Raw genomic sequence first — 19,431 nt, 5'->3', positions numbered from 1 at the left:
GTGATGTTTGAGATAGTTGATATTCGGCAAAAGCCGGACATGCTGCAGACAGCTGTACAATACTTTTGGAAGCAGTGGGGCTCGGAATCAAGTTATCATTTTTACCGGGATTGCATTGAGCGTTCCGTGGAAACCGAGAGTGATGTACCCCGATTTTATGTACTGTTGGATGGGGACAGGATTGTTGGAGGATATGCTCTGTTAAGGAGTGATTTGAATAGCCGCCAGGATCTGTTCCCGTGGTTTGCGTGCCTTCATGTTGATCCAGAATACCGAGGCAAGAACCTTGGTGGGCAACTACAGAATCATGCGATCAATGAGGTGAAGACGAAGGGTTACGACAAGCTGTATTTATGTACGGATTTGACGGACTATTATGAAAAAAATAACTGGGCGTATATCGGTAAAGGATATTTGCTCGATGATGAAGAGACTCGGATCTATGAACATCAAATTTGATGAAGTTCTTCAACATTATTTCTGTGAAGCGAAGTATGTCTTGAAAGCCGTCCCATTTGGACTGACCAATACAACCCAAGTCCTTGAAATGAATAGGCAGAAGTATATCGTTCGAATCTATAATAAGTACATGAAAACGATCGATAGTATTGAGCTCGAAACTCAAGTGACGACATTTCTTGATGGCAGACATTTATCGTTTCAGGTACCTGTCTTTCTTCATACTTTATCTGGAGAGAATTTCGTCGTTTTAAACGATGGGTCTCTTGCAGCTATTACTAATTTTATAGAGGGCTCTATACCTCCTTTGTCTGATCTGAAAAAAGCTAAACATTTTGGTAGATTGGTGGGAACGTTCTCTTCTGAGATGAGTAAGCTTCAAACCAAAAAAGACGGCTATCATGGGATATCATTTAGCAAAATATATGATATTCATCCTTTAGCTAATCGTCAGTCAATTAAGACTTTTTTTGAAAATACACCTCTTGAATTATCAGATGAAATGTACTCTTTTTACCAAAGGATGATTACTGATGTGGAGACATCCAACCTTTCTTTGGAAGTGCTGCCGAGTCAACTCGTTCATCATGATTTGTTGATATATAATTTGCTCTCTCTTGACGATGAGATCATAGGCGTACTGGATTTTGATTTTATGGGGATGGATGTTGCGTTCATGGAATTGGCGATTAGCTTCAATCATATGATTCAGGAATCCGAAGGTGCATTGGATATGATTGAGGCTTTTCTTCAAGGGTATTCAACTGAACGTAAACACTCCACTCTGGAAATCAATTACTTACCGTTACTTACCCAAATCTATTTTATAGCGGTGCTTCATTTTTATATTGGTCAGCATTATGCGGGAGTGACGATTGAGCAAAACTTTAACTTTATGCTTAATCAATTTGAGCGGAATATAAACTGGCTACATAAGCATGATTTAAAAATTCAAGAATTGTTTCATAGATACTTGGTCTGATTCAATAACGATTACTATGAGTCAGAGACTGAGGATATCCTTAGGGATCAACTTATACCCAATAAGAATGAAAAACATATGCTCTAGCAGATCACCCGATGTACAGACGAATGCCAAAAGAGCTTTGTCCAGAATGCGAAAATACAGATCAAGTAACCGAACGGAGTGATATTCATCGAACAAACCATTCGTTTAGCCCAAGCGATTGCCGAGAGAGTCATTGGAAGAGCCGGAAAAGTTGCCAAAGATCATTTTGATCAGATCACCTGTGCAGAGGAGAAGGGCATCTTTGGCGACATAGTTACTGAAGTAGATCATGAAACAGAGCGGATGATATGTGATGAACTTAGCATAAGTTTTCCCGATCATGAGATCCATAGTGAAGAGAGGGGCCATAACGGACAGAAGAGTGACTGGCTGTGGATGATTGATCCGTTAGACGGAACAAACAACTTTGCCATTGGCCTACCGATATTTTCCGTTTCCATTACATTATTGTATCGTTTAGAACCCGTCCTCGGAGTTATTTACGAACCTCTGGTGGATCGTTTGTTTGTGGCATCACGTGGGAATGGGGCGAGTTGTAATCAGAACCCCATGAAAGTCCAAAAGAAAGAGCATATTCATAAAGGGACCATTGGATGGATTCAGGGACATCAGGTGCAAAATGAGGAGAAGGCTGTACAGCTACGTCAACATCTGGATGTTTGCTTCAAACGAATGATGCGATTATGGGCTCCAACCTTACAGTGGTGCATGTTAGCTAAGGGGGATATTGACGGCATTGTGCTCTACAATTCGGAAGGAGACGATTTGTATTCAGGCATATTAATGGCGAAAGAAGCAGGTGCCATTGTTATGGATTTTGAAGGGATTCCCTTTGAAGGCATGAATTCAGAGCCATATCTGATTGCCTGCCATCCGGATCAACGTGAGTATTTCCTGAGTGTCGTTCGGGAGGGAATGAACTCATGATTAGCGAGCTTAATAAGCATGAATTCTGTAAGTTGAGGCACTTCACGGACTTATACAGAAATATTGAGGTGAAGGCCGTGGTATCTGGGTTGAATCCTGGCCGAATCTACGTTGATGATGCAGCAAATATCACAGCAGCGTTAATTTGGGTGAAGGGACAAAACGGTTTTCAGTTGGTCGGAGACGCTCGAAGTGAACCCTTCCTGAATGAATTGGAAGATTTCATGAAAGAACACATAGAACCTGAGTTATTAAGATTAAATATCCACACAGTCGAGGTAGGTGTGGCGGATGAAAGCTGGGAAGATGTGCTTCATCATATGGCCGTGAATAAAGAGCTCTATAGCGATATTCAGCATGTATTCACATTGGATTCAGACCAAGGAATGACTGAACATCTACGTCATCCGGGTAGTCATGAAGGGTATGCTTCTCAGAATGAGGTGGTCAGGCTTCTTGAATTAGACGAGGCATTACTGAAAGCTGGGAAGTTCAACAATCTATCTTTTCTGAAGGACAAAGTCTCACGCTTTTGGGATAACATGGATGAGTTCTTGGAACATGGCTTCGGATACATTGCAATACACGGAGAGGATATCGCGAGTGTTTGCTTTTCGGCGTTTATATCAGATCAGTGGCAAGCAATTGATATTGAAACTATCGAAGCCTACAAGAGAAGGAATTACGGTGCACGGGTAGCGCGAGCATTTGTAGAAGAATGCAGGATTAAAGGTATTCATCCTTACTGGGACTGTTCCCCAGATAATGCGGGTTCAATCCGATTGGCTGAGGGTGTGGGTATGTCACTGAACTTTAATTACAGAGTTTACTGGTACAATCTCTCTTGATGGATTTGGAAAAAGTACTGGAAGGAGAATGAACTGATGAACGAATCATTACAGGAGCAGATTCAATTTCTAATTGAGGTTGATAAACTGAAAACGATTGAACGAAAAACGAGAATCATCCATGGCGACAGACTTGAAAATGATGCGGAGCATTCCTGGCATCTGGCGATGATGGCCTTGATTTTGCAGAGTCACTCCAACAAGGAGGTGGATATTCTCAAAGTCATTAAGATGCTTCTTGTTCATGACCTCGTTGAGATCGATGCCGGAGATACGTTTGCCTACGATACGGTAGGGCATGCGGATAAATATGACCGAGAGATCAAGGCTGCGCATCGACTATTTGGGATTTTACCTGAGGAACAAGCCGAAGAACTGTTGAACCTATGGCTGGAGTTTGAGGCAAAGGAGACCAACGAAGCGCAGTTTGCCTCGTCGATGGATCGGTTGCAGCCGTTGATCCACAATCATCAGAATGAGGGAGATACGTGGCAGAAATACAATATTACAAGTGAGCAGGTGTTAAATAGAAATCGGGAGATTGAGAACGGTTCCGAAACATTGTGGACGTACGCACAGCAGATTATCCAAAATTCCGTAGACAAGGGAATCTTGACTAAATCCAAGTCTTAGAGCACATTGCTGAATTTATCTGATTACAGACGGGGGAAAATCTTTATGGGATATATCATGGAGTTGAGAAAGCTGGTGGGTTCACGCCCTCTAATCATGGCTGGTTCATGTGTGTTGGTCTTCAATGAGCAGCGCCATCTGTTGTTGCAAAGACGTACAGATAGCCTGGATTGGGGAACCCTTGGCGGATCATTGGAACCGGGAGAATCTTTGGAGGAAGCTGCTGCCCGTGAATTATATGAGGAAGCCGGACTGAGAGCGGGTGCATATAAACTCATTACCGTTTTCTCAGGTCAGGACATGTATTACAAGTATCCGCATGGAGATGAAGTGTATAATGTCATGGCAGTCTATGAAGCTACTGAAATTCAGGGCGAACCAACCGTCATGGATGATGAAGGACTGGAACTGCGTTTTTTTGATCTGAGTATACCCATCCCAGAGATTAACCCGTTCACGGAATATGTGCTGAAAAAAGCGGGATATATTAACTAAGTAGTGAAAGGGGATCGTATATGACACAGGATTTTTATTGTGATGAAGTGCTTAGTGGTAATACCAAAGTAAATATCGTCATGGAAACAGACAAGGTGCTGGCTTATCATCATACCCGACCATACTACAAGCATCATATTGTTGTTATTCCAAAGATCCATATCCAATCGTTCATTTCACAGGAAGAAGCTAATAATGATGAACTATTACTGGAGATCATGCGCGTTATCAAAAAGGTTGCTGCGGACATGGTTGTCCAGACGGGTTCTTCCAAAATCGTAACTAACCTGGGCACTTTCCAGGATTCGAAGCATCAACACTGGCATGTGGTAAGCGGTGAACGTATCCAATAAAATAAGTCTTAAGTAGAGTCTTCCTGCCGGATGTTCGGGGAAGACTTTTTGAATTTAATGATTAGAATTCACTCTATCAAGAATGAGGAATTTGATTGGAGAAAGTAAATGGAGGTAAAATATGCTAAAATAGTTTGGTGAATTAATAAATTGAACTATTTATCAATCATGATGATCATATGAATTATGAATTCAGTACGTTGATAAAAAAGGAGGAATTGTGATGAGCTTTTCATTCATTTCAACATTCGCAGTTTTATTTAACTTGGTGTTATTCGGTTTGGGTGTATATGCCCTCATTTTATTTATCAAACTTGCTAAACTCGGGATTCAGGCGTTGGACATTTATCTATATGAGAAACGAGGAGAACGGTTCTAAGCTGTAGAAATCTCACTCAACAATAGAATTATCATTTTTCTCTCAGTGTTTTATTGTTGTTCTATTGATATGATTAACTCATCATTCAACTAAAGAGAGGGTAAATGACATGGATACTTTTTTAGAGCAAATCAACGAATTGCAGGAGCTTCAAAAAGATTTGGTCAGTATACATCCTTTATTCGCAGACTATTATCCCGTGGTTGTGGCATTTGAAACTTTATTATATATCTATGATTATTCGTCCAAGACGCAGCAATATGAATGGGTAAAAACCGTACCGGATGACCTGAACATTCCCGATGAGTGCCTTGCAGCGTTCCCGGTGCATCATATGGGTGGGCGGATGTGCGCAGTGGTGACGGATGCGGCGTTCCAAAATTTTGAGCAGAAAATCTACCTCTTTCATGAGTTTGTCCATTGTTACGTTTATGAGCAGTATACCGACATTGGTGACCGTCTTGAGATCAAACGTAAGATGGAGCAAATCAAACGTGTAACATGGGAACTAGATTATGAGTTTCCTTATGACAATGAGACGGTTGTCCAGCGGATCACTTTGTTGCTATCAGCCTTGAAGAGTAAGGATCTCTTGCAAGTGAAAGAGGCGAGAGTGGCCCTGTTCAGCTCTTTGAGTGAAGAACAAGGTGAGTACTTCAACTGGCTGGAATGGAACGAAGGTTACGCGCGCTATCTGGAGAATCGAATTTGGGAGAAATTGGGACTGGAAATCAATCGTATGGGGGATTCAGCTCCGTTTAATCGTCTTGTTTTCTATGAATGCGGGTCGGAATACATAAGCCTGCTCGTTAACGAACAGCCGGATCTTCATACGGATTTGGAGCAGTTATTTGAGAGGATACAAACAGAGCGAGTGCAGGGTTGAACACCGGGTATAGTTCCCAAATTCATTACGGACGTAAAGATAAGTGCTTTCGTGGCCGATACTGCACAGCGTTTAAAAGTCCTGCTCCAAGGATGGGACACCGAGTTGCAGCATGCGAGCATAAGCATCTAGAGCTAGATACAGATGATTGCTTAGAGAGTGAGTACCATGTGTTTAGTCGAGCCGGGAGGTATATATGCTAATGAAAAAAGCAGGGATTCTCTTAGTTCTCTTCGCGGTGCTCCTTGCAGGGTGCAACCATCCAATTGGAACTAATTCTAATCCGAAAGAAGCTCTACCTTCGCTCATTACATTAACATGCAACCCAAACTTCATAACTGAAGCGTGCGAGGATGTCAAAATTGAAGATCCTGTTGAGATTGAAATCGTAATCGAGGCTATAAACAAAGCGGAGCGTATATCGGGAAGTCTTGATTATAGCGCGGAGTACAAGATGATCTTAACAGATGCAGATGGGTCCTTAACGAAGTATGATTTTTCCATAGGCAAAGATCCCAAGCAGTCAGCCCTTCTGGTTAACCATGAGGATACCCACGTAGGATACAGCATACCCATCGAGGATGCAAACCAAATAAGGAAACTGATCCAGAGTCATACGGATTAACATAGAAGCCTACTGATTACATCGGTAAGTCAATTTACTATATAGGTTTAACAAAAAAATTTACACGATAACGGAGAGGACAGAAAAAACCTAAAGAAGCGAAGCTAAAAGCTTTCTGAAAGAAAGCTGCATCGGAAGCATCAGCTTCGCCTTTATCCCCGGATTTTCCCCTTTGAAAATAGGAATCAAAAAAAATCTGGGGATAACAGCGATCGGAAGGTTGTTCTGTCATCGGAGTGGCAAGTGTAAATATTCTTTGGTTTAATTTATATATCTATTGAAACGGAGAGACGGTCATATGAGTCACCTGATTACCATTCAACCTTTAACAGCATCGGATATGGAGGGTGCCTGTCGGGTATTCGAGACATCCATAACGAATGCATTTACACAGGAAGGGCTGGGTTCCCTGCACGAAGACATACGCGATGAAATTGAACACAAAAAAGCGATGCTTTACTTAGCTTTGCATCCTGACAACAAACAGGAATCGAATGTTTTCTTCTTGCTGGCCAAAAGGGAAGATACCGTCGTAGGCACTATTTCGTATGGACCTTGCGGCGAGGAGATTCAAGAATGCACCGACCACCAACTGAACTACGTAGGGGAATTGGGTAGTCTCTACGTTCTGCCAGAGGTTCAGGGTCGGGGAATTGGCTCTGCTCTCATTCATGCCTTGGCTACTGAACTTCAGAGACGTGAGATTACGCAATTTTGCCTGGATAGTGGATACCGGATAGCCCAGAAGAAATGGCAGCGGAAGTTTGGAGAACCCTATGCCGTGGCAAAGAACTACTGGGGTGAAGGCACGGACCATATGGTGTGGTTATGTAATGTGAAGGATTTTGCTGTAATAAATGACTAAGAGATGACGACCTGTACTGAACAGGGGTCATCTCTTTTATTAAGTCAATCTTTCTGCATCGATAGAGGACTATTCTTCGTACAGTAAGAAAAAGGAGTGAAGATATGCAGTACATACAGAGTACACCCGAGCAACGTTTATCGCCGGATGCCATAACCATATGGAGAATCAGTGCGATTATATCGAACGGAATAGGGTTGATTGTGCTTGCAGCACTGCTGATTCTGGATTCCGTCTTTGGATGGAGGGCGTGGATTGGTTGGTTGCTGTGGGGAGTGACTGCCATATCAGTGCTGTATGCGGTGTGGGAGGTTTTTATCCGGCCTTCATTGTTATACAAGCATTGGTATTACGATGCGAATGAGGAGTTCTTGCAATTGAAACACGGCGCTTTGAAAAAGGTACATCAGATCGTTCCCATGGCCAAAGTACAATCCGTCACGACGAACCAAGGTCCTCTTTTGAGAAAATATGGCCTATATTCTGTATCGATTGGCACGATGGGTTCATCTCATACGATCCCTGCGCTGCCAGAGGAAGTGGCGCTTGAATTGCGTAATCAGATTGCGTCCTATGCAAGGATTAATGAGGTGGATGAATGAACGAGATGAAAAGACAACACCCGTTAGCCATGCTCTGGAGTTTGTGGAAACTGGTGAAAAATTCTTTTGCATTTATCGTTTTTTTATTTATTCTCCGTCATGGCTCGGCGTCCACGTGGATTATGTATGGCAGAATCGTCTTCTATGTGGCTATCGCGTTTAGTGTGATAAGCATCATCTGGAGTTGGTTTACGCTCCGTTATACCGCTGATGATAAGGCTTTTCAGATCTACAGTGGGGTATTTAATCGCACAAGAAGAACGATACCCTATACCAAAATTCAGAACGTAAACCGGCATACGTCGCTGTTTCATCGTTTGTTCCGAGTCACATCCATTCGTTTTGAGACGGGTATCAAGGGAGAAGATGCTACTTTTCAGTTGCAAGTCGTTTCACTTACGGAATCGGATAGGCTTGAAAAGGTTGTAGCAGGGCATATATCGGAAGCGAATGTCGTCAGTGATGCTGTAGAACCAAATGAAGAACACGTGACACCACTTGAACACGTAACACTGGAAGAAGATATTCAACTACCTGTAAAAGAAGAGCTTGAACGGATTGTCCATTACAAGTCCACTCGAAAAGATATATTCAAAGCTTCGTTTACCTCGCTCAGCTTTCTGGTACTTATTCCGATTCTGGGATCGCTCTATTCGTCGGTGAAAGATTTCTTTCCCGATGAAAAAGTAACGGAGAGCATCCTGTTGACATGGCTGGATACCTGGTGGATTACCGCATTGATCATCACAGGACTTATTGCTGTTACTATTATGCTAGGTATTGTCAGAACCTTTGTGAAGTATGGCGATTTCCAAATCTCCTCTGATCGCAAACGTATCTACATTACGAAGGGTATGTTGGAACAGACCGCATTTTCAATCCTGAAAGAACGAGTACAGGCGGTGAAAATCACACAGTCTCCGATGAAAAGACTGCTAGGCTTGGCAGAAGTGGAACTAACGACAGCAGGTGGTGTGGGAGAATCCGAACAGGAAGTTAACTCGCTCTATCCTTTTTTGCCTGTGAAGCAAGCATACGATATGATTTCGGAGATTTTGCCATCTTATCAGGTTACGCAGGAGATGCAGAAGCTTCCACGCAAATCATTATGGTTACGCATGCTGACACCAAGCTGGGTATGGATCATTGCAACAGGGTTACTGTTTTATTTCAAACCGCCGATTCTGGGACAGAATCAGGCATGGTGGATGATTTCCGCTATTCTGTTACTGTGGATTGGCATATGCAGAATAACTGATTTTCTCCATACACGATACATCCTGAATGAGAACTTTATCCAATTGCGAACGGGTGCATTAACCTCGACACTATACATCTCCAAGCGAGAGAAAGTCATTGAGGTACAGATCACCCGGAATCTACTGCAACGTTGGTTTGGAGTTGCTTCGATTCAAACCGTGAATCGTGCCAAACCTGTTCTGCATCATACGCTAAACGATATACCGCTTGAAGCGGTAGAGGCGTTTCAGCTGTGGTACATGGAGCGGAGCCAGAACGTCCAGACCCGTTAATGTAAAGGCAAGTGCAGGAAGACTACTAAGTTAACTGTACACTTGCCCTTTGTATGGAAGTTTGATTTTTAATTTCTATATCAATTGAACTAAACATTTACACGAGAACGGAGAGGTCAGAAATAACCTGAAGAAGCGAAGCGTTCGCCTTTATCCCCGGATTTTTCCCTTTGAAAATAGAAATCAAAAAAATCTTGGGATAACAGCGATCGGAAGGTTGTTCTGTCATCGGAGTGGCAGGTGTAAATATGCTTTAGTTCAATTGATATAACTTAGGAGGTGTTCCTATGATTAAAATCGTATTTATGGACGTGGACGGTACGTTACTCAGTGAGAAGGACCGAAGTCTCTCTCCAAGTACAGAGGATTCCATTCGAAAATTGGTGCATAGGGGCATACAGGTCGTGCTGGTCACTGGCAGACCGTACAATTTATGCGGAGATTTCAGAAAACTCGGGATTGATACCATGATTTCGGCTAACGGGGCATTGATCAAGAGCGGTGAAGAAGTGATACATAAGTCGGTGCTTTCTGAACGAGTGGTAAGAGAATTCAGTGAATTTGCCGAGCTGAACGGCAGCAGTATTTCTTATTTTACAGAGTCATTTGAGATGAATGGTTTATGTACAAGGGATGTGCGTGTCATCGATGCATTGAGAGATACGCTTGGTCTGATGGAGTACCCCTTGAGCACCAGTTCTTTGGAACAGGAAGTGTATTGCATTTGTTTATATGCCGATCAAGACGAAGTGGAGAAATTCCAATCCAGATTCCCTGCATTAAAATTCGTGAGGTTTCATCCTTACGTGTCTAACGTACTGGAAGAGAACGAAGTATCCAAATCGATAGCGGCAGGAAAAGTGCTCGCCCACCTGAAAATATCGAAAGAGGAAGCAATGGCTTTTGGCGATGGTGAAAATGATATTGATTTGCTAGAGTACGTGGGTCTTGGCATTGCGATGGGAAACGGAGGAGAACGCGTCAAACAAAGTGCCGACTATGTCACGCTGCGAGCAAGTGAGGATGGCATCACACATGCGTTGAGGAAGTTTAAAATCATAGAATAAGCAAATTTTGGAGTAATAAGGATATCCTAATTATGGGTTTTCATGTAGAATGATGGAGGATGAATTAAGCCCTAAAGCATAGGGTGTGATCGAAGGGTGACTTATGAAAAAGGTTGTCATTGTAATCTTGTCTTTTGTCGTACTTATTGGTGTATCTTCTTCAGCTTATGCCCATCCAGGTAGACTGGACAAAAATGGTGGACATAATTGTTCCGCGAAATCCAAACAAAAGGGCCTTTGCACAGGCTACCATTATCACAAAAAGAAGAAATGAAATTGAGTTTTACAAGCTAAACCCAGCCCTGGTCTAATCTATGGTTGGGTTTGCATGTTTATAATTCATGGTAGTCGCAGCTAACAGAATACAATAAACATTACGTTAGAGGTGAGTAGTATTATGGGGTTTATTGGGATCATTTGTGTAATTATTATGACGGTCACACTCATCAGCATAGAAAGTAATACGAAACGCTTAATTCAAGAGCAGGCCGAAACCAATCGGAAACTGGAGCAACTATTAAGGAAAGAACGTTTTTAAGACCAGACAGGAGGAGTATGACGATGGATCATATTAAAGCAATTATTTTTGATCTAGACAATACAATTCTCAACAGAACAAGTACCTTTGAAGGCTTCAGCCAGAGCTTGATCAACACTTATTTTGCTCATATTCAGACTACAGATGATATTCTTAAACGAATTATTGAGCTGGATGAGGACGGTTACAAGGACAAAGATGTGTTGTTCAACGAGTTGCTCCATGAATTACCTTGGGCTGAAAATCCGCCTCACGCGGAGCTTATGAAGTTCTATGGCAGAGAGTATGTGAGAAGTGCTGTTCTGATGGAGCAGGCGCGAGAAGTGGTTCAGCATCTAAGAGGAAAATATAAAACAGGTTTAATCACCAATGGTAAAACTGAGATTCAGTACGGCAAAATCGATCAACTCGGAATCCGGGATGATTTTGATCATATTATCGTTTCGGAAGAGGCTGGGGTCAAAAAGCCCGATCCTCGTATTTTCAAATTGGCATTGGATCATTTCAACCTCTCTGCCGAGCAGTGTATCTACATTGGAGATCATCCCGTCAATGATGTTGAAGGAGCGGCAAAAGTAGGCATGAGCACGATCTGGATGAAGGTCAATCAGCCTTGGCAGGACAGCATTACAACCAAACCATTACATGCTATTGAGCATCTTGGTGAATTAAAAGGCCTACTCTAGAAAATATCGTCAGATTAGATTCAAACCACACAATATTACATAACAGATCAGTGAGGTAGGTGCACATGGAGATCAGACAAATGGCTACGGCATTTTTGAGTAATGGCAACGACATGTTAATGATGAAGAAGGCAGGCAGCAGGCTGTTTGATTTTGAGTTCTGGGGTGGTATTGGCGGGCATCTGGAGCACGGCGAGCTTAATTCACCAATGACCGCTAGTTACCGGGAGATTGAAGAAGAGACGGGGTTCAAGCAAGCGGAAATTGAAAATTTCCGTCTTCGATATGTTTTGATGCAGTATAGCGACGGTGAAGTTCGGCAGCAGTTTGTATATTTTGGTGAGACGACACATCGAGCCTTTATTCCATCAGATGAAGGGGATTTATTTTGGATTCCTTTGGATGAACTGCTGGATTTACATACATCCATTCTGATTAAAGCTGCGATCCGGCACTTTTTGCAGAATCAGGAGACCGACGAGATATGGATCGGGAATGTCCTGAATGGAGAAGGGGCAACGGCTAAACCAAGGGTAGAATGGAGTATTATGCAAGATACGATATCCTTTGAACCCGTTGTGTAATGTTAGACGTCTTGACCGGGAAAGGGACATATCTCTGATCGAAAAAGCTATACGTTTAACGTCTGTAGGCGACTGTTATAAAGAGCGAGGATATTAACCATCCCCGCTCTTTTTTAATACCTCGTATTGAATATAAATTCTCTTTTTGGAATGATGATGGATATGAATATCCAAACTTCAACAGGTGGGTCTTGGAGCAGCAGTGATCATCCATTATTCAATTCGGTTTATTTAATGAAAATCAAGCTGTGATGATTCGATCTTTCGTGCGTCTTCTCCGATTCTCAATGGCTTCCTCATAATCTCTGACCAACCTGTCAAAAATGTGATCCCACGAACGCTGTTCAGCAAGTTTTCGGCCTTCAAGACCCATATTCCTCAGTTGATCCATATGATCTCCCCAGAGGCATATCTCCCGAATCAATGCATCCGCATGGCCTGGCTTGAACAGAACACCGCTTCGATGATGTGTGACCAAGTCTTTTACACCGCCACCATTCGCAGCGAGAACCGGCAATCCCGAAGCCATCGCTTCCAGCACCACATTGCCAAATGTTTCTGTTGAGGAAGGAAACACAAAGATATCTGCCGAAGCATACATAGCAGCAAGCTCTTCACCATGCAGATACCCTGTAAAGGTGACATTGGGTGGGGATTGCATACGCATTTTGGGGAGCAATGGCCCATCGCCTACAATGATCCAGTGTACACGGGCTTGCATATGTTCTGGCAACTGCTGCATGGCAAGGGTGAGGGTAGCGATATCTTTTTCCGGGGCAATTCGTCCAACGTAGAGCAGAATTAGAGGAGCCGTTATATTGTAGCGAGTACGGATATCGGAACTTCGTTTATCAGGTGAATACAGGCTGCAATCGATCCCGCGGGACCATAACTTCAGACGTTGAATACCTTTTGATTGCAATGCGTTTAAGGTCTCCTGAGACGGTGTCAATGTTGCATCACAGGCTCGGTGGAACCATTGGATATACTTCCAGTAGAGAGGAATGACGCTTTTCAACTTGTAGTATTCGAGGTACCGATCGAAGTGAGTATGGTAGGAGATGACATGTGGAAGCTGATACTTGAGCGCATATCTGAGACCGAAAAGACCCATATTGAACGGAGTGGCGATATGCAGCAAATCTGGCTGAAAAGTCTTTAACTCCCGATGAATGGCTGCTCGATTAGGTAAGGCAATACGACATTCCGGGTAGAGGAAAAAGGGGATGTTGGTAACCGAACGGACCGGAGCGGCATCGTTGCCTTCAATAACAGACTGTGGTGTGAATAACAGATGCTCAATGCCTTTGCGGTTCAAGTGATTACTCAAGCGGTGCAGCGTACCGGCAACACCATTGGTTTCCGGAACATAGGTGTCGGTGAACAAGGCCAGGCGCATCATAACCCCTCCCAAGACTCTTGATGAGAAGATCATAACAGCGGATCATTTTCCAAAGGTCAAGTGAAGGTTAACTTTATCCATATTCCGTGTAAAGTGTGCGGGGAAGTGATCTGGTGCAAACTTACATCGGATAAACTTATATAACATATTCTGCTATGATGTATAGGCGTTTAGTTATAGTGGACCTGTGTGAAATCATTGGTCCAACTTATGTAGATAGAGAGATACAGGAGGCAGAGAGATGAACAAATTACAGGAAGAATTGCAGCAATTATTACCCTTGGATCAGTTTGACAGCATGTCGGGTGAGGAAGTGGTGGGGAGTGTTGCCATGGATCTGTATCGCGCGGAATTTGCGACCATTCGGGAGTGTGGACCTGAACTTCCACAGGTATTGCGAGATACCATCCTGATCATAGATCTGGATACAGAGCTATCCATGAGCGGCATTACTGGTTTTCTTGAAAATTTGAGTGGGCGTTTTCTGGGTGAAACGACGGAAGCGATGCAGCGCATAGGCAATGATGCTGATGCAGAGATTCTGAAGAACATCCAGCATATGTTATCCGAAACTGGTGTAACACCTGAGCAGTTAAGAGAAAATGTGAATGCACTCTCCGAACAGGATGTAACGACGACCCTGAATACGCATGGACAACAGATCCATGAGGTTTTGCAACAGGTGGAGCTGGAAGCGGGTAATTTAAGCATGCAATCGGATAATGAAGAGGTATTTGAACTCCTTTATCAATATGTGGATACGAACAAAGATCGCCTGAAACAGGAGTTGGAGCACCTCTTTGTCTAATTGAATCTGACACGCAGGAGGACGTCACTATGATTGTGATGATTAATGGGGCATTTGGCTCAGGTAAAACCTCTGCTGCAACCAAGCTGCAGCCGTTAATTCCGAACAGTATGATCTACGATCCTGAAGAGATTGGATACATGTTAAGAAACGTGATCGCGGATGACGTTCGAATGGAAGTGGAGAAAACGGACGATTTTCAGGATATGGAGCTGTGGAAAGTCCTTACCGTGAAAGTCGCCCGTGAAATCAGGCAGAAGTATAACAAACATCTGATTGTTCCGATGACCATCTACAAGTCCGAGCAGTTCAGTTATATCCATCGGGGTCTGAAAGAGCTCGACGCCGACCTTTTTCATTTTACCCTGATGACATCTATGGAAACATTACATGAGAGATTGTTGAAGCGCGGGGATAAGCCTGATGGATGGACTTTTCAACAAGCGGTTAAGTGTGTCGAAGCATTCCATGGAGCACGCTTTGAAGAGCACATTCAGACGGATGGCCAAACAACAGATGATGTAGTGAATTTTATAACTTCCAAAGTGTTGTCAAACCGTAAATGAGGAGGCAAAATAATGAGTATCAACAAACGATTAGGTATGGAGTCCCTGTTGGTAACTTTGCTATTCACACTGGGTTTTATGGTTTGGAATGTCATTCAAGGAATGTTAATGACGCTGAATCATACACCTGAAATGCTGAACAACGCTTCATCCGTCACATCGTTGGAGTCGAAGGTTGATTTTGGCTCCATTGCCCGTTGGGATACTACTTCGATTCTGGTCGCTGCTGTTGGATTTCTCTTGCTTGCTGCTGCATACTACGGACTTCGATCGGGGATACAGCGCTGGACACAGCGTTCCTGATTGTTTATTAAAAGAAGAACATATTCAAAAAACAGTTCTACACCAATGAAAGTTGGTAGGAGAACTGTTTTTTGTTTTTGGGTCTATTTTTAATAGATTATAGATGCTTAGAGATGACCTCTTCCAGACCTTGGGCAACCGAATGCGCCCCCCGTGCAAGGTGTCTCTCGTAGAGATGCAGTTGGACAAAGCTCTCATCCGTCCCCATCGCCTCCGAGAAAATGCCACCGAGTCCACGTGCGCGGCGGTCGATCTGAAGCAACAGTTCCAGTGAATCTCCCATCGGGTAGAACAGTACTTCCAGCTCATCCAAATAACCACGGAACTTGCTCGTTGGCACGAATTCAAATTCTTGTACAAATGGAAGATTACCACCAAGCTTTGGAGCATAGTCGTTGGTCACTTCACGCAGCTTGAAACCAAGGAGATCAATCGCATCAAGCACAGTGTTCATATCTTTTGTAGGAACTACATGGAGTCTGTCCCGGTCTGAGGGGTCCATGGCGCTTGAGATATCGAGGCCCGTTTCAACCCATACCTCTGCACGATGCAGTGTAATTGGGAGATTTTCAGGTAGATCAAAGGAGAAGGATTTCTCCAGTTTGGCGCCAGGCTGTAAAATAAAACCTTCTGTAAGCAAGTATTTGGCTACAACGGCAGTTTCATTTACTTTTCGATCATTGTGCTCCCGTATGTAATGGGTTTTGATCGTAAGGTAGATTCGGTCTACATTCTGTTCCACGTCTCCACCCTCGATGTACACGATCCCAGAGATGACTCCTCCAGGCGTAACCTCAGGTGTATGTAATTCTGTATTTACTTTGGCTGCTCCAACACCTACACTGGCTAACATTTTCTTAAAAAAAGACATTCATTCAACCTCCACATCCTATTGGTTTATCCAAGTGGCAAAATACGACTTCGAGCATAATACGGCGCCTACGAGAGAAGCGTTTCAAATTTTAACAAGCACAAGATGAGGATAGATAAAACTCTTTAAGTGAGAAAAAAGTTAACCTATGGACAGGAAAATCGACTTGTCTGTGTCGAATGTTGTTTAATATGGGATTTTCTTCTCGGGGGATGGGAGACTTGCTGTGCGTGAGCACAAATATATCTGGAAGGCCGTAAGGCGTTAAAGAAAGATTATAAAATATGAATGCCTGACTTCGTATTTCAGATCTGGAGGTTGTGTTTTGGATAGAGAAACTTTAGAACGAAATTTAGGACCAGATAACGTGATTACCACCTTCGAGCAGATGGCTAATGGAGAACGGAAATACAAAATGGTTTCAGAGGATGGTAGTTAATATTGCAGAACGATAGCTTCATCTCAGGGAGCATGGCAAAATAGCCATTTCCATAACCATATAACCGAGTTCTATGTTGTGCAGTCTGGTTGGATCGCTTATGCAAATTTTACGAATGATCAGACGCTTGAAATCAGAGTTATGGGCGAAGGAAATCACATCATTGTGCAACCAGGAGTACACCATAATTTATATATGTCAGCTAATAGCGTTATCCATACGATTAAATATGGTTTGAATACAGATAGTGATTGGTCTGCTTCTCCGGAACTGGACAGCGTTACACAGAAGCTAATGGAGAGTGAATTAATTCAGACTTACGCTTAACCAGCTTGGGGGTTAAAAACATGCGAAAAAGTACGATATTTTGGCTAACTGGTATTGCAATTATTATTGTAGCAGTGTTTCTTGTATATAATAATCTGGCTCCAAGCATTACAGCGCAGGATGTTAACATGAAGGGCACGATTCGGCAGACAGCTACGGATGAATACGAGGTGCAATTAGCCATTACACGCACAAAAGAAGATAAAGGTCAGCACACTATATATCCCCTTGTAGCTGGCTGGGGTTCAATATCTTTTTATGACAAACAGGACAACCGATTTATTCGACCTACTTCCGTCGGCAGCACAGGTGCAATGGAAGAGATTCTTCGTCAAGTGTTACAGAGGCAGTCATCAACAGCGATTACTGAATTTGCAGGGTTCTCCATACCTGATGCGGTGGGCACGTACAAGGTGCGTTTTACCATTCATCCTTTGGGTGATGAGGCAGAACTGATTCGGCAACCGATGATCTATTATGTTCATCAGGAAAAATTACTGGGCAAAGACCTGAGCTGGGTCTCAGGAGAGCCTCTGGAAATCATTAAGGAGTACGCAGAGTGATGCTAATCTATCAATGGAATGAGATTACGGTACGTTTACTGGATGAAAAAGATGAGCAGTTCCTTGTTCAATGGTTGTCTGACCCAGTAGTGCTTCAATATTACGAAGGCCGTGATCAGCCACATGATCTGAATTTGGTCAGAGATCACTTTTATAGACAAGAGGATACGGCAAATCGTTGTATGGTTGAACACGAAGGTAAACCGATCGGCTATATCCAGTTCTATGAACTGGAGGAGGAAGAACGGAATGAGTATGGTTATGGAGACACCGATGAAATCATCTATGGAACAGATCAGTTTATTGGAGAAGCTGATTATTGGAACCGCGGTATTGGCACACAACTAGTACAATCCATGATGACCTATCTGGTCAATGATAAGCAAGCTCGGAAAGTGGTCATGGACCCGCAATCATGGAACGAACGAGCCATATCCTGTTACGAGAAGTGTGGCTTCAGGAAGGTCAGACTGTTACCAGAACATGAGCTGCACGAAGGGAAAATGAGAGACTGCTGGCTGATGGAGTATGCCCCATAGGAGTGCAATGTGTATATTTAAACCATTTAACCAAGGAGGAATGATTGATGGATTTGAGGTACCCGATTGGAACATTTGAACATACAGGCGAGGTTACATCAGAGCAGCGGAAGCAGTGGATTCAGGATATTGCGGAGTTGCCGGAGCGCGCCCGCAAAGCGGTTAACCGATTGAGTGAAGAACAATTGAGGTTACCCTACCGGGAAGGTGGCTGGATGCTCAAACAGGTCATACACCATATGGCAGATAGCCATATGAATAGCTTGGTTCGTTTCAAGCTGGCACTGACGGAGGATAACCCTACGATAAGACCATATTACGAGGAACGATGGGCTGAACTGAGTGATTCACGGGAACTGGATGTCGAGTTTTCTCTGCAAATCCTAGATGCGATGCATCGACGTTGGGTAGCGCTATTAAACACATTAACGGATGCAGACTATGCCAAAACCTTTTATCACCCTGCATCCAAAGAAACGACCAGACTGGACTATAATTTGGGCGTATATGCATGGCATGGCAGACACCACGTTACCCATATAACGTCGCTTAGAAGCAGGTTGGGAATCTAGCAGTGAAATATGTGAGGTGTGATTTCTGATGATAGAGAAACAGTGGCTGGATCTAAGTGGATTTCATGAATTGGAACAAGAGATTCAGTATGTCATCATGGTTACTCAGTTTCAGGGAAAATACGTCATTATTCATAACCTTAAACGCAGAGGCTGGGAATTCCCCGGAGGTAATCGTGAATCTGACGAGTCAGTTCTTAGGGCTGCAGAAAGAGAATTGTACGAAGAGACAGGGGCACTGAAGTTCACCCTGGAACCCTTCGGAATCTATCAAATGAATGGAAGATTCGGCATGGTTTATTATGCGAATATTACTAAATTCCGTGCTCTATCGCTGGAACCTAACTCCGAAATAGGTGCAATGAAAATGGTAGATACACTACCAGAGGGCATGAATTTTGGCGACATGTTTTATTCTTTTTTACACCGATGGTCAATATATTCTGCCAAAGGGACACGCGAACACTTTGTAGATCTGACTTTTTGTAAATATAACATTTAAGTATCTAATAATATTAAGGAGATTACATCG

General features: G+C 43.1%; 27 protein-coding genes. 25 read left to right on the top strand and 2 right to left on the bottom strand.

The genetic code is table 11. The annotated features are described in order from the left end of the window. Positions 1-3 precede the first annotated feature (3 nt). The 17 genes from gpAD87_RS18230 (at position 4) to gpAD87_RS18160 (ending at position 12,509) form a co-directional block, all read left to right on the top strand. Positions 4-459, top strand: coding sequence for a GNAT family N-acetyltransferase (locus gpAD87_RS18230; protein ID WP_064639655.1), 456 nt, complete (start codon positions 4-6; stop codon positions 457-459). Then, positions 443-1,441: a phosphotransferase gene (locus gpAD87_RS18225; protein WP_064639653.1), complete on the top strand. Its 999-nt coding sequence runs from the start codon at positions 443-445 to the stop codon at positions 1,439-1,441. Before gpAD87_RS18230 ends, gpAD87_RS18225 begins: the two co-directional genes overlap by 17 nt. 174 nt (positions 1,442-1,615) lie before the next feature. Then, complete coding sequence (locus gpAD87_RS18220) at positions 1,616-2,416, top strand: inositol monophosphatase family protein (protein ID WP_064641003.1); 801 nt, start codon at positions 1,616-1,618, stop codon at positions 2,414-2,416. Further along, complete coding sequence (locus gpAD87_RS18215; protein ID WP_064639652.1) at positions 2,413-3,264, top strand: GNAT family N-acetyltransferase; 852 nt, start codon at positions 2,413-2,415, stop codon at positions 3,262-3,264. The genes gpAD87_RS18220 and gpAD87_RS18215 overlap by 4 nt, the downstream gene beginning before the upstream one ends. Positions 3,265-3,300: 36 nt before the next feature. Then, a complete protein-coding gene (locus gpAD87_RS18210; RefSeq protein WP_064639650.1) occupies positions 3,301-3,897 on the top strand; it encodes an HD domain-containing protein in 597 nt (198 codons plus the stop codon). 45 nt (positions 3,898-3,942) lie between these two features. Next, a complete protein-coding gene (locus gpAD87_RS18205) occupies positions 3,943-4,392 on the top strand; it encodes an NUDIX hydrolase (RefSeq protein ID WP_064639648.1) in 450 nt (149 codons plus the stop codon). 20 nt (positions 4,393-4,412) lie between these two features. Next, the gene (locus gpAD87_RS18200) at positions 4,413-4,745 is read left to right on the top strand and encodes an HIT domain-containing protein (protein ID WP_064639646.1); all 333 of its coding nucleotides are present in this window, start codon (positions 4,413-4,415) and stop codon (positions 4,743-4,745) included. Between the two features lie 223 nt (positions 4,746-4,968). After that, on the top strand, positions 4,969-5,124 hold the full coding sequence (locus gpAD87_RS32205) for a hypothetical protein (protein WP_162842428.1): 156 nt from the start codon (positions 4,969-4,971) through the stop codon (positions 5,122-5,124). A 109-nt stretch (positions 5,125-5,233) separates the two neighbouring features. Continuing rightward, a complete protein-coding gene (locus gpAD87_RS18195; protein ID WP_064639644.1) occupies positions 5,234-6,010 on the top strand; it encodes a hypothetical protein in 777 nt (258 codons plus the stop codon). Between the two features lie 202 nt (positions 6,011-6,212). Beyond that, on the top strand, positions 6,213-6,635 hold the full coding sequence (locus gpAD87_RS18190; protein WP_157258487.1) for a hypothetical protein: 423 nt from the start codon (positions 6,213-6,215) through the stop codon (positions 6,633-6,635). 298 nt (positions 6,636-6,933) lie between these two features. Continuing rightward, the gene (locus gpAD87_RS18185) at positions 6,934-7,500 is read left to right on the top strand and encodes a GNAT family N-acetyltransferase (RefSeq protein ID WP_064639640.1); all 567 of its coding nucleotides are present in this window, start codon (positions 6,934-6,936) and stop codon (positions 7,498-7,500) included. Positions 7,501-7,604: 104 nt separating this feature from the next. Beyond that, the gene (locus tag gpAD87_RS18180; RefSeq protein WP_064639637.1) at positions 7,605-8,102 is read left to right on the top strand and encodes a PH domain-containing protein; all 498 of its coding nucleotides are present in this window, start codon (positions 7,605-7,607) and stop codon (positions 8,100-8,102) included. Beyond that, positions 8,099-9,634, top strand: a complete 1,536-nt coding sequence (locus gpAD87_RS18175) for a PH domain-containing protein (RefSeq protein WP_064639635.1) — start codon at positions 8,099-8,101, stop codon at positions 9,632-9,634. Before gpAD87_RS18180 ends, gpAD87_RS18175 begins: the two co-directional genes overlap by 4 nt. A gap of 287 nt (positions 9,635-9,921) precedes the next feature. Beyond that, positions 9,922-10,701: a Cof-type HAD-IIB family hydrolase gene (locus tag gpAD87_RS18170; RefSeq protein ID WP_064639633.1), complete on the top strand. Its 780-nt coding sequence runs from the start codon at positions 9,922-9,924 to the stop codon at positions 10,699-10,701. Positions 10,702-10,804: 103 nt separating this feature from the next. After that, entirely contained in the window at positions 10,805-10,975 is a 171-nt protein-coding gene (locus gpAD87_RS31880) for a YHYH domain-containing protein (protein WP_094030628.1), read from the top strand. A gap of 287 nt (positions 10,976-11,262) precedes the next feature. After that, the gene (locus gpAD87_RS18165; protein ID WP_064639632.1) at positions 11,263-11,925 is read left to right on the top strand and encodes an HAD family hydrolase; all 663 of its coding nucleotides are present in this window, start codon (positions 11,263-11,265) and stop codon (positions 11,923-11,925) included. Between the two features lie 65 nt (positions 11,926-11,990). After that, positions 11,991-12,509, top strand: coding sequence for an NUDIX domain-containing protein (locus gpAD87_RS18160; RefSeq protein WP_231952621.1), 519 nt, complete (start codon positions 11,991-11,993; stop codon positions 12,507-12,509). 241 nt (positions 12,510-12,750) lie between these two features. On the opposite strand, the gene gpAD87_RS18155 is transcribed toward gpAD87_RS18160, so the two are convergent. After that, positions 12,751-13,911, bottom strand: coding sequence for a glycosyltransferase family 4 protein (locus gpAD87_RS18155; protein WP_064639630.1), 1,161 nt, complete (start codon positions 13,909-13,911; stop codon positions 12,751-12,753). Positions 13,912-14,152: 241 nt separating this feature from the next. Between gpAD87_RS18155 and gpAD87_RS18150 the strand changes: the two genes are divergently transcribed. Genes gpAD87_RS18150 through gpAD87_RS18140 form a run of 3 tightly spaced genes read left to right on the top strand, consistent with a single transcriptional unit; the run spans position 14,153 to position 15,588 of the window. Beyond that, positions 14,153-14,719, top strand: a complete 567-nt coding sequence (locus gpAD87_RS18150; RefSeq protein WP_064639627.1) for a DMP19 family protein — start codon at positions 14,153-14,155, stop codon at positions 14,717-14,719. A 29-nt stretch (positions 14,720-14,748) separates the two neighbouring features. Beyond that, entirely contained in the window at positions 14,749-15,285 is a 537-nt protein-coding gene (locus gpAD87_RS18145; RefSeq protein ID WP_064639625.1) for an AAA family ATPase, read from the top strand. Positions 15,286-15,297: 12 nt separating this feature from the next. Then, positions 15,298-15,588, top strand: coding sequence for a hypothetical protein (locus tag gpAD87_RS18140; RefSeq protein WP_064639623.1), 291 nt, complete (start codon positions 15,298-15,300; stop codon positions 15,586-15,588). Positions 15,589-15,685: 97 nt separating this feature from the next. Here the strand turns inward: gpAD87_RS18140 and gpAD87_RS18135 are convergent, their stop codons facing one another. Beyond that, positions 15,686-16,459: a sporulation protein gene (locus tag gpAD87_RS18135; RefSeq protein WP_064639621.1), complete on the bottom strand. Its 774-nt coding sequence runs from the start codon at positions 16,457-16,459 to the stop codon at positions 15,686-15,688. Positions 16,460-16,976: 517 nt separating this feature from the next. Between gpAD87_RS18135 and gpAD87_RS18130 the strand changes: the two genes are divergently transcribed. Genes gpAD87_RS18130 through gpAD87_RS18110 form a run of 5 tightly spaced genes read left to right on the top strand, consistent with a single transcriptional unit; the run spans position 16,977 to position 19,401 of the window. Continuing rightward, complete coding sequence (locus gpAD87_RS18130; RefSeq protein ID WP_064639619.1) at positions 16,977-17,225, top strand: hypothetical protein; 249 nt, start codon at positions 16,977-16,979, stop codon at positions 17,223-17,225. A gap of 20 nt (positions 17,226-17,245) precedes the next feature. Continuing rightward, the gene (locus gpAD87_RS18125) at positions 17,246-17,788 is read left to right on the top strand and encodes a hypothetical protein (RefSeq protein ID WP_064639616.1); all 543 of its coding nucleotides are present in this window, start codon (positions 17,246-17,248) and stop codon (positions 17,786-17,788) included. After that, entirely contained in the window at positions 17,788-18,327 is a 540-nt protein-coding gene (locus tag gpAD87_RS18120) for a GNAT family N-acetyltransferase (protein ID WP_064639614.1), read from the top strand. The genes gpAD87_RS18125 and gpAD87_RS18120 overlap by 1 nt, the downstream gene beginning before the upstream one ends. Positions 18,328-18,374: 47 nt before the next feature. Next, positions 18,375-18,899 carry a YfiT family bacillithiol transferase gene (locus gpAD87_RS18115; RefSeq protein ID WP_064639612.1) on the top strand — a complete coding sequence of 175 codons (525 nt, stop codon included), beginning with the start codon at positions 18,375-18,377 and terminating at the stop codon, positions 18,897-18,899. A 28-nt stretch (positions 18,900-18,927) separates the two neighbouring features. Continuing rightward, positions 18,928-19,401, top strand: coding sequence for an NUDIX domain-containing protein (locus tag gpAD87_RS18110; protein ID WP_064639610.1), 474 nt, complete (start codon positions 18,928-18,930; stop codon positions 19,399-19,401). Positions 19,402-19,431 lie beyond the last annotated feature (30 nt).

The organism is Paenibacillus sp. AD87 (genome assembly GCF_001659845.1).
In the GTDB taxonomy this organism is placed as follows: Bacteria; Bacillota; Bacilli; order Paenibacillales; family Paenibacillaceae; genus Paenibacillus; species Paenibacillus marchantiae.
This window is presented reverse-complemented; position numbering and strand designations above follow the sequence as displayed.